Origin of the sequence: Caldicellulosiruptor sp. F32 (assembly GCF_000404025.1) — a bacterium.
GTDB lineage: Bacteria > Bacillota > Thermoanaerobacteria > Caldicellulosiruptorales > Caldicellulosiruptoraceae > Caldicellulosiruptor > Caldicellulosiruptor saccharolyticus.
In genome coordinates this window covers 16,626-32,626 of the sequence record NZ_APGP01000027.1, presented here as the reverse complement: position 1 = coordinate 32,626, position 16,001 = coordinate 16,626, and the positions used below count along the sequence as shown (strand labels likewise).

The 16,001-nt window shown below is 33.6% G+C and carries 20 protein-coding genes; 2 read left to right on the top strand and 18 right to left on the bottom strand.

The window, feature by feature from the left end; translation table 11 throughout:
• Positions 1–36: 36 nt before the first annotated feature.
• From H964_RS02015 to H964_RS01990, 6 genes are all read right to left on the bottom strand, one after another.
• Positions 37–237 (bottom strand): DUF6485 family protein, encoded by a 201-nt coding sequence (locus tag H964_RS02015; RefSeq protein WP_011917805.1) that lies wholly within the window; start codon positions 235–237, stop codon positions 37–39.
• A 20-nt stretch (positions 238–257) separates the two neighbouring features.
• The gene (locus tag H964_RS02010; RefSeq protein WP_039764281.1) at positions 258–1,868 is read right to left on the bottom strand and encodes a B12-binding domain-containing radical SAM protein; all 1,611 of its coding nucleotides are present in this window, start codon (positions 1,866–1,868) and stop codon (positions 258–260) included.
• Between the two features lie 127 nt (positions 1,869–1,995).
• Positions 1,996–2,472 carry a DsrE/DsrF/DrsH-like family protein gene (locus tag H964_RS02005; protein WP_011917807.1) on the bottom strand — a complete coding sequence of 159 codons (477 nt, stop codon included), beginning with the start codon at positions 2,470–2,472 and terminating at the stop codon, positions 1,996–1,998.
• 12 nt (positions 2,473–2,484) lie between these two features.
• Positions 2,485–2,709, bottom strand: coding sequence for a sulfurtransferase TusA family protein (locus tag H964_RS02000; protein ID WP_011917808.1), 225 nt, complete (start codon positions 2,707–2,709; stop codon positions 2,485–2,487).
• Between the two features lie 194 nt (positions 2,710–2,903).
• Positions 2,904–3,161: a metal-sensitive transcriptional regulator gene (locus H964_RS01995; RefSeq protein ID WP_011917809.1), complete on the bottom strand. Its 258-nt coding sequence runs from the start codon at positions 3,159–3,161 to the stop codon at positions 2,904–2,906.
• Between the two features lie 9 nt (positions 3,162–3,170).
• Positions 3,171–3,374: a 4Fe-4S binding protein gene (locus H964_RS01990; protein WP_039764279.1), complete on the bottom strand. Its 204-nt coding sequence runs from the start codon at positions 3,372–3,374 to the stop codon at positions 3,171–3,173.
• Positions 3,375–3,595: 221 nt separating this feature from the next.
• Here H964_RS01990 and H964_RS01985 point away from each other — a divergent pair, with 221 nt between their 5' ends.
• Both H964_RS01985 and H964_RS01980 read left to right on the top strand, forming a co-directional pair.
• On the top strand, positions 3,596–4,708 hold the full coding sequence (locus H964_RS01985) for a S1C family serine protease (protein WP_011917811.1): 1,113 nt from the start codon (positions 3,596–3,598) through the stop codon (positions 4,706–4,708).
• Between the two features lie 23 nt (positions 4,709–4,731).
• Positions 4,732–6,606 carry a hypothetical protein gene (locus H964_RS01980; RefSeq protein WP_039764278.1) on the top strand — a complete coding sequence of 625 codons (1,875 nt, stop codon included), beginning with the start codon at positions 4,732–4,734 and terminating at the stop codon, positions 6,604–6,606.
• A gap of 80 nt (positions 6,607–6,686) precedes the next feature.
• On the opposite strand, the gene H964_RS01975 is transcribed toward H964_RS01980, so the two are convergent.
• The 12 genes from H964_RS01975 to cdd all read right to left on the bottom strand — a co-directional run bounded on the left by H964_RS01975 (position 6,687) and on the right by cdd (position 15,997).
• Positions 6,687–7,262 (bottom strand): tropomyosin, encoded by a 576-nt coding sequence (locus H964_RS01975; protein ID WP_039764277.1) that lies wholly within the window; start codon positions 7,260–7,262, stop codon positions 6,687–6,689.
• A gap of 48 nt (positions 7,263–7,310) precedes the next feature.
• Positions 7,311–8,426: a THUMP domain-containing class I SAM-dependent RNA methyltransferase gene (locus H964_RS01970; protein WP_039764276.1), complete on the bottom strand. Its 1,116-nt coding sequence runs from the start codon at positions 8,424–8,426 to the stop codon at positions 7,311–7,313.
• Between the two features lie 6 nt (positions 8,427–8,432).
• On the bottom strand, positions 8,433–8,735 hold the full coding sequence (locus H964_RS01965) for a YerC/YecD family TrpR-related protein (RefSeq protein WP_039764275.1): 303 nt from the start codon (positions 8,733–8,735) through the stop codon (positions 8,433–8,435).
• 99 nt (positions 8,736–8,834) lie between these two features.
• Positions 8,835–9,728, bottom strand: a complete 894-nt coding sequence (gene ytxC / locus H964_RS01960; RefSeq protein ID WP_039764273.1) for a putative sporulation protein YtxC — start codon at positions 9,726–9,728, stop codon at positions 8,835–8,837.
• Positions 9,729–9,816: 88 nt separating this feature from the next.
• Positions 9,817–10,518: a DUF6873 family GME fold protein gene (locus tag H964_RS01955; protein ID WP_237738165.1), complete on the bottom strand. Its 702-nt coding sequence runs from the start codon at positions 10,516–10,518 to the stop codon at positions 9,817–9,819.
• A gap of 47 nt (positions 10,519–10,565) precedes the next feature.
• Entirely contained in the window at positions 10,566–11,120 is a 555-nt protein-coding gene (locus tag H964_RS01950; RefSeq protein ID WP_039764270.1) for an ECF transporter S component, read from the bottom strand.
• Between the two features lie 153 nt (positions 11,121–11,273).
• Positions 11,274–12,089, bottom strand: a complete 816-nt coding sequence (locus tag H964_RS01945; protein WP_039764268.1) for a purine-nucleoside phosphorylase — start codon at positions 12,087–12,089, stop codon at positions 11,274–11,276.
• A 37-nt stretch (positions 12,090–12,126) separates the two neighbouring features.
• Entirely contained in the window at positions 12,127–13,296 is a 1,170-nt protein-coding gene (locus H964_RS01940) for a phosphopentomutase (protein WP_039764266.1), read from the bottom strand.
• Positions 13,297–13,334: 38 nt separating this feature from the next.
• Positions 13,335–13,997, bottom strand: coding sequence for a deoxyribose-phosphate aldolase (deoC, locus tag H964_RS01935; protein ID WP_039764263.1), 663 nt, complete (start codon positions 13,995–13,997; stop codon positions 13,335–13,337).
• A 23-nt stretch (positions 13,998–14,020) separates the two neighbouring features.
• Complete coding sequence (locus tag H964_RS01930; protein WP_039764262.1) at positions 14,021–15,346, bottom strand: pyrimidine-nucleoside phosphorylase; 1,326 nt, start codon at positions 15,344–15,346, stop codon at positions 14,021–14,023.
• Between the two features lie 33 nt (positions 15,347–15,379).
• Positions 15,380–15,550 (bottom strand): XapX domain-containing protein, encoded by a 171-nt coding sequence (locus H964_RS01925; RefSeq protein WP_039764261.1) that lies wholly within the window; start codon positions 15,548–15,550, stop codon positions 15,380–15,382.
• 39 nt (positions 15,551–15,589) lie between these two features.
• Positions 15,590–15,997 carry a cytidine deaminase gene (gene cdd, locus H964_RS01920; RefSeq protein WP_011917824.1) on the bottom strand — a complete coding sequence of 136 codons (408 nt, stop codon included), beginning with the start codon at positions 15,995–15,997 and terminating at the stop codon, positions 15,590–15,592.
• Positions 15,998–16,001 lie beyond the last annotated feature (4 nt).

Below are 16,001 nucleotides of genomic sequence, written 5' to 3'. Positions count from 1 at the left end.
AAGAAAAACACTTTGCCTGCCCACTTCTTTATTTTTTTACTTCCTTGAAGAATAGTCACGAATGAAGTTTTCTATTGAACGGTCATATGTCCTTTCTGCTTCTTTTGAAAAATAGCAAGCAGGAAGCTGTCCATTTTTCCTGTGATAGTGCAAACACTCGCAGCATCTTCCTTTTCTTGGACACGGTTCATAAGTACATGTGCAGATTGAAAGGTTTTTTGAAAGTGTGCACTCCATATTACCCTTTTTCCCCCTTTTTACTGAAGTTTTATTTTCTTTACTTTCTCTTCGAAAAAGATGTATAAAAAATCTCCATTTTCAATTTTATTATCTTCTATAAACCTTTCAATGTCAAATCCGAATATGCAAGCCCTTGATCTTCTAATAATCTCTTTTGGTTCTCCGATATCTTGGTATTCTGGGCTGACTCTGTATATTGCTTGTTTAATTTTCTCTTTTTCCTCTTTCGACACTGCCAATTCCTCTGGCAAAAATTCTTCCGGAAACCTTCTTAGAATGTCAAATCTGAACAAGTTATCAAATACAGCCTTGTCAAAATCAAAATTCTCTTTTATGGCTCTGTAAAGCTCTTTTATAAACTCCCTTGTGTTTAAATTGCTATTCACTTTGCTTGAGAGCTTTTCAAAAAATTCAGAAGGAGAAATTTTTTGAAAGATGTATCTTAAAGTAAAATAGAGGTACTGCCTGTTGTAAACTTTGTCTATCAAATCTTCTATTTTTTTAAGCTCATAAATCTCTTCAAAGCTAATAAAGCTATTTGAGATAACCTCATACGGCGGATCTTTGAAAAACTCATAATTGTATTTAGCTGCTTCTTCTCTTATCTTTGTTCCTTTTAACATCTTCAAAAATCCAAGTTGAACTTCGTCCGCAAAATACAATATAGTTTTATCAAGACTTCTTTTAAAACTCAAAAAATCTTCATATGGCAAGCCTGCTATCAAGTCAAGATGAACAATGGCCTTTTTGTTCTCCATAAGCTCTTTCAAGTTTTTATCAATTTTATCTATATCATAAAATCTATCAATTGCATCAAGAGTTTGTGGATTGAAACTCTGAAGACCTATTTCAAGTCTGAAGAGATTATCTTTTGAAGTATTTATTGCAGTGATAATGTCACTATCTAAAAGTGTTGGGTCTATTTCAAAGTGTATTTGGGTAGCTTGCGACTTTTGTTTACAAAACTCTATTATTTTTATTGCTCTTTCTTTGTTTGCGTTAAATGTCCTGTCAACAAACTTTATAAGTCTTACTTGTTTTTTAAAAAGATAGTCAAGCTCTTCGAACACCTTTTCAAGAGACGCAAATCTAACACTTTTTTCAATAGAAGAAAGACAATACGTACATCTAAAAGGGCAGCCTCTGCTGCTTTCATAATAATAGATTCTGCTTTGGTCTAACTTCTCGTCCTTGTACGCAAAAGGAAGTTTGTTCAAATCAAACGGCGGATACTCTTTTTGGGTATATTGCCTGCCAGCCGCAATATGGTCACATAAATCTAAAAAAGGGTACTCTCCCTCTCCTCTGATTATTATGTCAACAAACTTCCACTCATCAAGGCTGTCAAAATACACTTCTGGCCCGCCAAGAATTATTTTTATGTCTTTCCTTGCCTTTTTTAATCCTTCAACAAGTTTTTCGACATAGCTTCTGTTCCAGATATATGTTGAAATTGCAACATATTCAGGTTTCTTACTCAAAATCTCATAGAGCACATCATGCAAAGACTGATTGATATTAAACTCAACATATTCGCATGGATAGTTTTCTTTACAGAGCTGATAAAGGTATCTGACTGCTAAATTTGTATGAACATACTTTGAGTTTATTGCAACAAGCAGGATCATAGCGATTTTCCTTTCTGAATAATAATTAATTATTGTCTCATTATTATATCACAGTTTTTATTTCAAAAGAGCTAAAAAACAAAAAGGCAGGGTTTTTCCTGCCTCTATTAGTTAAGATTCCCCTAACTTAGATAAACAGATTCACACCTGCTTCGCTTGCCTCACCAAGATATGTGGCAACACCACCAATTTCAACACCATCAATTAACTCTTCTTTTTTTATCCCCATAACATCCATTGACATTGAACATGCAACCATCTTTATACCAAGCTCTTGCGCTTGTTTTATCATCTCAGGTAACATCATCACGTTTTTCTTTTTCATCATATATTTCATAAGCTTTGGACCAATCCCTAAAAAGTTCATCTTTGAAAGTGGAAGCTTTTCAACCCCTTTTGGCATCATAGCACCAAACATTTTTTCTAAAAATGATTTTCCCTGTGCTTTCTTTTTAGCATCTCTTAGAACATTCAAACCCCAGAATGTAAAAAACATTGTCACTTCATCGCCCATCGCAGCAGCACCAGTTGCAATTACAAATGCAGCCATCACCTTGTCCATGTCATTGCTAAAGACAATAATGGTCTTCTTATCCTCTCTCATACAAATCACCCTTTAAGCTTTCTTTATCTTAGCTTTTATAACATCATTTACTTCTTCTAAAGACAAAAGTTCATTTTTTGTCTTTTTACACCAGCTCTCCACATCTCTTTTGAATGCTGGATCTGTCACCTCAATTGTGACTATGTCACCACTTTGAGCTTCTTTCATCTGCTTAAAAAGTTGAGTAATAGGCCCCGGACACTGAAGACCCTTTGCATCAATAAAATATTCTGCCACAATCACACACCTCCAAAAACTTTATTTTTAACTTTTTATATTGTTACCCCTTGGCAATAGGATTTATTTAACAAAAGCACACAATAAAATTCTTTACAAAACACTTTGTTAAAATAATAACACTTTTACACAAAATACAATGTCTCAAATGAGTTTAAAAAAAGAAAGACACTCTTGACTTTTTAGGAGTTTTTTTACCCCAAAAACTTCATCATTATATTTAAAATCCTTTGGATATCATCTTTGTTTCCTACGCTTGACAAGCACTCTGCAGCATGACTTTCGATTATAAAATAACCAACTTTTTCTATTGCGTTTTTTACTGCAGCTATTTGAAGCATAATCTCTTCGCATTCTTTTTCCTCTTCCACCATTTTAATAATACCATCAATGTGACCTTTAATATTTTTTAGTCTACTTAGAATCTCTTCTTTTCTCTCCTTGTCAGGCATTTCAAACACCTACTCTTCAACAATTTCAATTGCACCTTGAGGACAATACCTTGTACAACCCCCACATCCTGTACACTTTTCTTTGTCTATTTCAATCTCAACATCAAAAAAACCGTGCACTTTTCTCTTTATTGCTCCAAACTTGCACGAACGTGAAGCTGGGCAAAACGGTGACCTATCACATAGATTTTTGTTAAGTACTGCCTTTTTCATTTTCTATCTTTTGCTCCTTTCTCAAAATGTTTTGCAACCTCTATTTGTAACCCCTATACCATGGGGGTGTATTTCAATTTTCAAGTTTATTATAACTCAAAAATGCAAAATAATCAATCCCAAAAAGGAAAGTTTGAAAACCTCTTTCTTAGGGTATAACATCTTTTGATAAAATATGTTATAATTAAATAGTAACAAATTTATACACGGGAGGTTTTATAATGAAAAAGCTATGTAAGATGTATCTGGTTTTTTTTATTGTCTTTTTGCTCATTTTCAACGTGGCATTTGCTCAGTCAATTAAAGTAACTCCAAAAGTAATTAATGGCAAAATGTATGTGGATTTAGACTCTTTGAAAGATTTTTTCGGTTTTGATTATGTAAAATCCCAAGATGGAGTGACCATTCAAAAAAAGGACTTATCTATAAGCGAAGTAATTGATAAAGTTAACAAATCTGTTGTAGCAATAATTGGTGACAGCAAAAAGATAAAAGCAGATGACTTTTACTACAGCAAGATACCTGCAGGGCTTACGCACGGGTCTGGTGTTGTCATTGACAAAAACGGTTTAATCCTCACAAACAACCATGTTGTAGAAGACATGAAACAACCTTATGTGATTTTTTATGATGCTAAAGCATATAAAGCAACAGTATTGTATAGAAATAAAGACATAGATTTGGCTCTTTTGAAAGTAAATCGTACCAATATAAATCCAATCGAAATCGAAGACCCCAAAAATATAAAAGTGGGACAAGAAGTATTAGCAATTGGAACTCCACTTTTTTTGGGTTGGCAGAACAGTGTAACAAAAGGAATAATCAGTGGATTAAACAGACCAGTAGATGAAACTTATACATTTTTGCAAACAGATGCAGCTATAAACCCTGGAAATAGTGGAGGTCCTCTTGTAAATATGCAAGGGAAGTTGGTCGGCATAAATACCTTAGGTATTGAATATTTTCAGGGAATTAATTTTGCAATTCCTGCTGAAAATATTCTCTATTTTTTGAACCACTATAAAAAATTTGGTAAAATAAAAAGATGTTATTTAGGACTTGAATTTGAAGACAGCTGGCTTTCTATTGTTGGTTTGCCATCTACTCTTGGATTGAAAATAATTGATGTGAAAGAAGATAGTCCTTTAAAAGGATTTATTCAAGAAAATGATATACTTGTGTCAATTGACAATTATCCTGTCAATTCAATTGCAGAGTATAATCAAACCCTTATGAAATATCTTCCAGGTGATAAGGTAAAGATTAATATCAAGAGAAACGGAAAGGTAATTGAAAAAGAAGTAGTGCTAAAAGAGTATCCAGAAAATAAATAAAAACATAGAAAGGATGATATTTGATGGTAAAGAAATTAAAAAGATTTTTAATAGCTTCCCTACTTGTCACTTTTCTGATCTCTTTGGTTGCTCCTTTTAGTTTTGCTCAGGATGATGATGGAGTTATTGACTTTTACACAGTTTTTTCAAAAGATGATGTCAACAAAAATAGAGTTGGAAATAGCATTTACAACTGGTCAATATACATGCCCCAAGATGCTTATATTAACAAAGACCCAAAAGGAAGTTATTTTTCAATGTCTAGCAGTAGCTATAAAGCAAATATAAGTGTTGAAGCAATTCTAAACAAAGAAGGCTTTTCTTCCTTAGATGAAATTTTGTTGTACGGCTCAGACATTATAAATAATTATGGCTCGGTTTCTAAAATATATTCGTTGAAAAAAGGTAAAGATAAAAATGGGCAAGAGTACATTGAAATCACAAGTGTCTATACAGATTCTTTTTACGTTTTTGTAGATGAAGAAGAAAGTTCTGGCACCTTTAATTTTACACGTATTTATCTTAGCAAAAACAAGAAGTATAACTACATTTATAGACTCACAATCAGCATGGACTTAAACTTTTATACCGAGCATAAAAATCTTCTGTATAAAATAGCTGATTCATTTGAACTTCAGTTTGATTCAAAAAACCCTAATATAAAGGATTTAGCAGACAACGTAACAAGCTGGAGAGTTCATAAAAATACAAGTTATGGCTGGCAGATTGACCTGCCACCTTATTGGAAATCAACTGACATTTATAACCTTGAATATAACTCATCAACCCAGTCTTTTGCCCCACTTTATACAGATGAAGAAATGGGGTTAAATACTCAAAAACAGCAAGATGTAGTTACAACGCCACCACAAGGTGAGCAGCAAGAGTATGACGAATATCTCTCTGTCAGTTTTGTTGCTAATTCAAATGTAAGTTTTGACAAGTGGGTTGAACTTGAGATGAAAAACGTTGAGCTTTATAACAAATCTCTTTGCAAGATAATTTCTTCTAAAACTTTAAATATAAATGGTGCAAAAGCCAAACTCTTTGAGCTCAATATAAGAAAGAGCCTCCAGAAAAATTTCGTTGAAAAAAGAATGTATGTGGACTTCAATAACAACAAATATTTTGTAAAGCTTTATGTCAAAGAGGACAAATATAACAAAGACAAACAAAAATATGATAGGATTATAAACTCATTCAAACCAATACCAGCAAAAAGCAAATACCTTGATTCTATACTTTGGACGGGTGATTTAAAACCACAAAGCACTTCTAAAACTGTAAAGCTCAGCAAAGCACCATTTGAAATGAATATATCTAAAGATTATAAAACAAATATTCCATACTATTATTACAGTTATTACACTCAAGTAATAAATGCAACTGCTCTTCCAATTTCTCAGGGAATATCAGATGTCGAAACAATCACACTTTACAATACACCATATTCAACTTTAACAATAAACGGTGGCATTAATCTCGATCCAGCTGAGAAAATTATAAAAAATGCTATGCAAGCTTGGGTTGAAAGCAATGAATATAAAAGTAAAACAGTTGATATGAGCCTTCAAAAGTACTCAACTGGTGAACTTACAATTTACAAGTTCACTTATGTATACAACCTAAGCAAACTACCAAACTTAGCAAAGGGAAATCCTAATCGAGACTTTAACTTCTTAAGTCTTCAAAACAGGGTAATATACATGATAAAGTACAAGCAGTACTACTATACTATTGATTTATCTGTGCCTGTTCTTTATTGGAATAATATTACTTTAGACAATTTTGTAAAGTCGATAAATACAATCAAGATTGACAAAATAAACTTCTCTAAACTGAATATGAAATTTGTCAATGAAGATTTAGAAAAGTTTAAGAAAAAAAACAATGAATAAAAAATTTAAAAGGGCTGCACAGCATTTAAAAAAGCAGCAGCCCTTTTAACTTTCTTATCTCACTATGTACACTCTTGTTCTTACTGATTTTGGGCAAGCTTTAAGGTTCTTATTTCAACTTCTTGGTCCTTTAACCAATCCTTTATTGCCTCTTGCTCTTTGGTGACTTTTTCAAATTTCTTATTTGTCTCATCTTTGAATATTAAAACCTCCGTCCTAAACTCTGTTAAGAATGCAACCTGGTCATATACTGCATTCATTCTTCTGTTAAGCTCTTTCACATTATCTTTGAGTTCTCCTACTTCATTTTCTAATCTTGTGACCCTCATTTCAAGATTATCTAATCTTTGCTCTACTCTATCCAATCTTTGCTCTACCATATCAAGTCTTTGTTCCACTCTATCCAGCCTTTGCTCTAAGCTATCTAATCTCTTTTCTAACTGGTCAAATCGTTTTTCCATGGTATCAAGTCGTTTTTCCACACTATCAAGTCGTTTTTCCACGCTATCAAGTCGTTTTTCCATGCTATCTATCCGTTTCCCCATACCTTCGAGTTGCTTTTCAATATTTTCAAGTCTTTTCCCCACGTTTTCAAACGAGGCATTTAAACTCTGTAAAGAAGATACTACAAGTTCTAAAACATTGTTATCACTCATCTTTGTTCTGCACTCCTTATAAATTGTGGAACTTTTTTCTTAATTTTATCATACTTGAATATAAAAATAAAGATAAGTTTTAATCTTCCCATTGTAGAGTTTCCTATTTTTGTCTGCCTTCTTGCCAAACGCCTTTTCAAACTTATCATAGCCAGATAAAATAAAAAATCTCCAGCCACTAAAATCTCTTAGACATTTTCCAAAATCCCTATAAAGATTAAAAATGTCACTATTATCTATCCTCTCTCCATAAGGTGGATTTGTAATAACTATGCCTTTGTCAGAAGATTTTTTGATTTTTCTGCTATCTGCTTTAAAGAATCTTATATCCTTTTCAACCCCTGCAGCTTTTGCATTAGTCTTTGCAATATAAATCATCTTTTCATCTATGTCAGAAGCTAAAATATTAAATTTACTATTATAATCAATTTTTCCAATAGCCTCAAGTCTTGCCTTGTTCCATAAATCTTGAGACACAAAACTATTTTGCTCAGCTAAGAATGTCCTATTTAAACCAGGTGCAATATTTTTAGCAATCATAGCTGCCTCAATAGGAATTGTTCCCGAACCACAAAAGGGATCCCATAAAACCTCCTGTTGAGGTCTCCACCTGCTCAAAATTACCAATGTCGCTGCTATATTTTCTTTTAAAGGCGCAAGTGACTGAAGTTTTCTGTATCCTCTTTTGTGAAGAGACTCACCTGTTGTATCAAAAAGTACATATGCTGTATCATTCAAAAGAGCAATCTCAATCTTATAGAGATTCCCTGTCTCCTCAAACCATGATACACTGTACTTTTTCTTTAACTTTTCAATTATAGCTTTCTTTGTTATAGACTGGCAGCTGCTTATACTAAAAAGTTTGGACTTTTCAGACCTGCCTGTTATAAGAATATGAGCATCCTTGGGAAGAATTTCTTGCCACTCAAAATCATAAATGCCACTAAAAAGCTCATCAAACGTCTCTGCTTTAAATTTTTTAAGTATGGCAAAAACCCTATTTGCAGTCCTAAGATTTATATTAAGCCTTGGAATATCCTCTATATCTCCTCGAACAAATATTCTTCCATTTTCAACTTTTAAATCTTTATATCCTAATCTTATCAATTCCTCTTTTGTTACAGATTCAACACCAAAGGCTGTTGCTATAAAAAGTTCCATCACTTTTGCTCATCCAATCTTGTTTTTTCTTTTTATTCTCTCTAATACAGTTCTATATCCATCTGCTCCATAATTTAAACATCTATTTACTCTGCTTATTGTAGCAGGAGAAGCCCCTGTTTTTTGGGTTATCTCACTGTACTTTGCACCTTCAAATAAAAGCTTTGCAACTTCAAATCGTTGCGAAAGTTCCTGAATCTCTTTTACAGTACACAAATCTTCAAAAAAGTTATAACATTCTTCTATTGTCTTAAGTTCCAGTATGGCTTCAAAAAGATGGTCGGTCATCTTATTTTTTAGCTTTTGATTCATACCCTTTTGCACCTCTTTGAGGTTATTCCCTTTAAAATTATATCACTTTAAATAGCTGAAGTAAACTTTGTTTGACACCAGCATAAAAAAAGTGAGGATTTATTCCTCACTTTTGGCAATAGTCTTTGATTTTTCAATCTCACATTCATCACAAAAGCGAATTCTCTGTTCAAATACAAGAGAAAGTATCTCTAAAATATCCTGAGAGAGATTGGAGCTGCAATGTCTGTGAAAGATAACTTGCTGGGGCGAAAGAGATATTAATCTGCTGAGCAATATATCCTCTTTGCTAAGATTTAACTTCAAATTTCTTGATAACATTTCAAAAAACTCGTCTTTTATCTCTTTAAGTTCTTTGTCATATAGAATATACGCTTCTTCATCAGGAACTATGTGGACTAAATCTATTTTTGTATTTTGGAGATCTAAAAAGTATTTCAACAAGTTTATAAACTGGATATACTCTCTTTCTAAAAAGTACTTGCTTGCTGCATCTTCAATGATATTGTTTATGATTTTAAGATATTCCTTTAATCTAAATGTCAAAAAGCCTTCAAAATTAAATTCAAAGTTATAATCAAGAAAGTCTAAAACCTTTTTAATTATCTCATATCTAATATTTGAAAATCCGCTGCTTTCAACTATCTCATCCATTCTTTTTCTACTTTCAAACAAAATCTTTTCTTTTTCTACACCATCCAAAAAATAGTAGTTTTCATCTACTAATTTGCAAATCAGCTTCTCCTTTGTATAATCAATTATCACATTGCACAGAGCTGCAGCAATGAAATATTTTATTCTCTCATATGTGTATAAATCAAGGTTCTTCTTTATTTCCTCATCACTCAAAAATATTCCATAAAAGGTTATTTCTCCGCTCTGTCCTTGCTCTATTGAAAGTCCTTTTATATTTTCTAGTTCATCAAATTGTTTTTTTAATCTACTATATACAAAGAAAGGTTCTTCTGCCACTCCCAAACTCAATATTTGCATCCTTTTCACATCCCTGAATAATATTCTTTGAGTAAAGGGACTATAATAAATATACCCTCAAAAATTCTTTTTAAGTATGCTCTTTTTGTTACTGCTGACACAAAGGAATGATCGAACCTATATCTGAAAGCTCAAAGCCTTCTGTACACAAGCATTCAATTTTATATTTCTTTAGAAATTCTTTTATTTTGCTATAATCTGGATGCTTTGATATATCACCATTAAAAATTAAAACATCTTTGTCAATCAATCCTCCACAACCACCAATAAATCCGTAGTTTAGACCCTCTAATTTTATAAACCCGGGTACTATTAAAAGTGCATCTATGTTATTTTCAAGAGCTTTTTTGTAAATCTTCTTGTCTGAGGTTATAATCGCCCTTTCGTTTATAATTAATATTGAACACTTTGAATATCCTTGGTTTACATGTACTTTCCTTAAGTTATCTTTTTCAATGTACTTTAAAATAATTTTATCAGTAAATCTGAAATTGTGAAAGACGAAGTTACCAATCCTTGCTAAATTATAACCAATGTCCCCTGGATACTCTTTAGATATATTCCTTTCACCAAACATTATATTGAATCCCAATTTACAAAGTTCGTCTGTAGTTTTCTTTGGTGAGTTGGGAGCGGCAAATATTAGATTATCTTCATAGTGAAAATAAAATATGTCTGGATGAGAAGAAATGGCATTATATACATCATTTGATTCTTCGCAAAAAATTGCTTCAATCTTTAAATCTTCTAAGATATAGACTGTCTTATCATAAGCTCTTTTATCAATCAAAACATGGGTAACTTTTTTACTTGGCAAATAAGGAAATTTTAGATATCTCAAGTTCTCATCTTCCCAATAAATTTATTCTTATAAAGTGGCACAATTAATACTATAGCAATTACAGCTGACAATATCCCTTGCAACAAATTAAACGGAAGATTTACAAGCGCCGTTTTAAATCCAAACTGCAGGTCTCTATTAACATTTAATGCTGATGACACATATTTTAACACAAAAGCTTCTGACAAAAAATAACCAACTGCCATCCAAATACCACTGAGTATGGTTGCGACAATAAAACCAATATTTGGCTTTTTACCTTTTTCTAACTTTTCAAATATAAGACCACATATATACCCTTCCAATCCTTTAATGATAAATGTAAATGGAGCATAGACTAAATAACCAGAAGCTATATCTGAAAGAGCAGAACCAAAAGAACCCGATAAAAACCCTACTCCCTTGCCAAACAAAATGGCTGCAAGCATAATAATAACATCACCGATATTAAAGTAGCCTGTTAGCAACGGTATTTTAATTGTAAAGGTTAACACAAAAACAGCTGCTATCAATATTCCTGAAAATATCCAAAACTTGGTTTTCTTGTCCATATTCTCACCTCAAATTAACAATTTTTCTACAATAATTTTACATTATAAAAAGTAAAAATCAAAATATCGGTTGCCAATTGCATCGATACAATATACAAAACAAAAAGCCCTACATCGCCTTTAGTTTGCGATGTAGGAGCTGTTATCTTTTTCTTACATTATCTCAATTATATCTCTAATTATTTTAATGAACTTTTCTTCAACTGTCTTTGATACCTCAATAACCTCTTCATGAGAAAGCTTTTTGTCTAAGATCCCAGCAGCCATGTTTGTTATACACGAAATACCAAAAACCCTAATTCCCATCTGTCTTGCAGCAATGACCTCTGGAACAGTTGACATGCCAACTGCATCAGCACCCAGTATTTTGAGCATTCTTATCTCTGAGGGTGTTTCATATGAAGGACCTTTTAAAAATGCGTACACTCCTTCTTTGTAGTCAACTCCATTTTTCTTGTAAACATCCTTTGCCTTCTCAATTGTCTCTTTGTCATATGCATATGTCATGTCAAAAAATCTTTCACCAAAATACTGAGCATCCTCACCTATTGCTGGATTTTCACCAGAAAGATTGATATGGTCTTTTATTACCATTAAATCCCCAGGTGATAAAAATTGTGATATCCCACCTGCTGCATTTGTCACAATTAGATTCTTCACCCCAAGCAAGCCTGCAACTCTTACTCCAAACACAACCTCTTCAACCTTGTACCCCTCATAAAGATGAAATCTCCCTTGAAACGCTAAAACCTTTCTACCTTTGACATCTCCAAACATCAAGTTCCCTTTATGTCCCTTTACTGTCGAGACAGGAAAATAAGGAATTTCAGAATATTTTAATACAATCTTATCTTCAATTGTCTCTGCAAACTCTCCAAGGCCACTTCCCAAAATTATTGCAATCTCTGGAACTTGAGGAAGGTGACGTTGAATAAATTCAGCAGCCTCTTTGACCTTTTGGTAATACATAAAATCACCTCAATTTTTATAAAAATTCCAATTAAAATTATATCAAAATTTCTTTTAAAAAGCTCTCTCCACTTCGCAAGGCTTTAACTTTCAAATACTCAGCAATTGTCTGACCAATATCAGAAAAACTCTCCCTTGTTCCAAGATTATAACCTTTTTTAATTTTTTGACCATATATCAATATTGGCACATGCTCACGTGAATGGTCTGTACTGGGCGTTGTTGGGTCACACCCATGGTCAGCTGTAATTATAAGAATATCGTCTTTTTCAAGCTTTTCAATAATCTCAGGAAGTCTTTCATCAAACTCAAGCAAGGCCTTAGCATACCCTATTGGGTCATTTCTATGCCCATAGAGCATGTCATAGTCTACAAGGTTAGTAAATATAAGCCCATCTTTTACCTCATCCATTGCTTGTAACGTCTTATTAATTCCATCCATATTCCCCTCTGTGTGAATGCTCATACTCAAGCCTCTTTTTGCAAATATGTCTTCAATCTTGCCAATACCTACAACTTCAAGTCCTGCTTCTTTTACATTATCGAGCAGTGTCTCATAAGGCGGCTCAACTGCAAAGTCTTTTCTGTTATAAGTTCTGACAAAACTATTTCTGTCTTTTCCAATAAAAGGTCTTGCAATAACCCTTGCAACAAGCCATTTACCAACCAACATTCTTCTTGCTATCTCGCATATTCTATAAAGCTCATAAAGAGGAATGACATCTTCATGAGCAGCAATCTGAAATACAGAATCTGCCGAGGTATACACAATAGGGTAGCCAGTTTTTATATGCTGCTCTCCAAGCTCTTTTATTATTTCAGTACCAGATGCCACTTTATTCCCCAGCACTTTTCTGCCAATTTGTCTCTCAAATTCTTTAATAAGTTCCTCTGGAAACCCCTCAGGAAAAGTTTTAAACGGTTCTTCCAACACAACCCCTGCTATTTCCCAATGCCCTGTAATTGTATCTTTACCTTTTGATTTTTCCTTGCTTTTGCCAAAAACGCCAATTGGATTTGGATTCGGGGGTGTGCCTTTTATGTCTGTAATATTTCCTATTCCAAGCTTATACATATTTTTGAGCTCTATGCCACCAACAGCATATGAAGTATTTGAAAGTGTATTGCTTCCCTCATCACCGTATAGTTTTGCATCTTCTAACTCACCAACACCTACACTGTCAAGTACAATTAGGACTACCTTCATGATAGAAAATCCCCTTCCCAGAAAAGTAAAAATTCAGTTTAATCTTCTGAAACAATTGCAATACCAGAACTTGTACCAATCCTGCTTGCACCTGCTTCTATCATTTCAAGTGCATCTTCATAGGTTCTAATACCGCCTGAAGCTTTTATCTTTATTTTGTCACCAACAACTTTTCTCATCAAAAGTATATCCTCATACTTGGCACCACTTTTGGAAAAGCCTGTTGAAGTCTTTACAAAATCAGCTCCTGCATCCATCACTATTTTACATGCTTCTATTTTCTGTTGGTCACTTAGCTCAGATGTTTCAATAATCACTTTTACAATCTTATTTTTATACCCCCTTGCAATATCAACAATGTTTTTTATCTCTTCGTATACATAGTCTACATTTCCTTCTAACAAAGCTCCAATATTTATAACCATGTCTATCTCATCTGCTCCATCTTCAAATGCTTCTCTTGCTTCAAATATCTTAGTTTTCATGGAAGTTGCACCAAGTGGAAAACCTACCACAGTTGCAACCTTAACCGGGGAGTCTTTTAAATACTCCTTGCAAACCTTGACATAGTATGGATTGACACAAACTGAGGCAAAAGAATATTTGAGCGCTTCATCACAAAGCTTTTTTATGTCTGCATGAGTAGCATTTGATTTTAAAAAGGTATGATCAATAAACTTTGCTATTTCTTTTTTTGTCATTTCTAATCACTCCTCATAAAATTTTACATTTCATATATACCATCTTTTGTTATTTTAGCAAATATGACCTTTCTTTTCTCTACATATTCTCGTGAGAACGTAAAAGCATCTTCCACATCTGATATGACCTCATTTAGTTTTCTTTCATCGTTTGCATAAATCCGCGCATAAGGCTTGCCTTTTTCAATCTTGCTACCTATCTTGCCAAACAGCTCAATTCCAACTGAGTAGTCTATGACGTCTTCTTTTTTCTGTCTACCGCTGCCAAGTTTTAAAGCAGCTATTCCAAGTTTTAACGCATCAATATCCTTTATATATAAGTCTTCTTCGCATTTCAGTTCATAAACATATTTTGCCTGGGGTAGCAGTGAATAATCATTAACAACTTCAGGATTTCCACCTTGGTTTTGAATTATCTCTTTAAATTTTTTGAGTGCCCAGCCTTTTTCAATGCTTTCAATAAGTCTTTCTTTTGCTCTTTCTCTATCTTTCTCAACACCCGATAAAATCATCATCTCTGTTGCAAATTCAATGCAAAGGCTTCTCAAATCCTCATGTCCTCTTCCTTTTAATACTTCTATTGCTTCAATAACCTCTAAGGAATTCCCTATCATCAGTCCAAGCGGCTGATTCATATCTGTCACATATGCCACTGTTTCCCTGCCAGCCAAATTGCCAATTTCAACCATAGTTTTGGCAAGTTCTTTCGCATCCTCATATCTTTTCATAAAAGCACCTTTTCCAAATTTGACATCAAGAATTATTTTATCAGCCCCTGCTGCTATCTTTTTGCTCATAATAGAGGATGCAATGAGTGGAATTGATTCAACTGTTGCTGTAACATCTCTCAGAGCGTAAATCTTTTTGTCAGCAGGAACAAGGTCCTTCGACTGCCCAACAATTGCTGCTCCAACCCTGTTGACAGCTTCAATAAACTCATCCTTAGAAAGCTCTGTTCTAAACCCAGGGATTGATTCTAACTTGTCAATTGTGCCACCTGTGTGTGAAAGTCCTCTACCTGACATTTTAGCAACCTTTACTCCAACTGATGCTGCAAGAGGTATTAGTACAAGAGTTGTTGTGTCAGCTATCCCACCGCTTGAATGTTTGTCAACCTTTATCCCCTCTATTTTACTCAGGTCTACCATCTCACCTGACTGAGCCATCAGCATTGTAAAAGTAGTCAGCTCTTCTTTTGACATTCCTCGAAAATAAACTGCCATCAAAAATGCTGCCATTTGATAGTCGGGAATCTCATCGTTTATATACCCATTTATTAGAAACTCTAATTCATCCTTGTTAAGCTCAAACCCATCTCTCTTTTTGCGTATAATTTCAGTTATCAACATAAAAATCTCACCTTCTTATTCATCCTTAAAGATTTATTTTGTAAACAATTTTAAAAGCTGCTCTACAGCAAAAGCACCTAAGAAAATCCCAAAAATACCCGCAATTCCTGCTAGAGCATTTGGTGCAGGAATAGGTAGCTTGAGAATCTTAAATATTGCTCCAACTATAAAACCTGTGAGAAGCGAAAGAAGTATTGCCTTCAACCTTTGTCTTCCCTCCTGAAAATCATTTTGTTCGATAATTTATAAATCAAAGCCATAGGGTAAAAGCTCTTTTGCATAAGTTTCAATGATTTTAGTCATATCATAGTTTGAAAGATATATTGTAGCATCTTTTGCAAGCTCAAGCATAACCTGCCTACACGCACCACATGGCGAAATGGGTTCATTTTGAGGGCCGATTACAAAAATAGTCTTAATATCTTTGTGGCCCTCTGAAATTGCTTTGAAAAGAGCAACTCTTTCAGCACAGATTGTCAGAGAATAGGAGGCATTTTCAATATTACAGCCTAAATACATTTTTCCACTTTGTGTTAAAACCGCCGCCCCAACTTTAAAGTTTGAATAGGGTGCATAGGCCCTACTTTGCTGTTCTTTTGCTAAATTCAAAATACTCTTTAACGTATTATCAATCTCGGTTAAGTATTTCATCTTT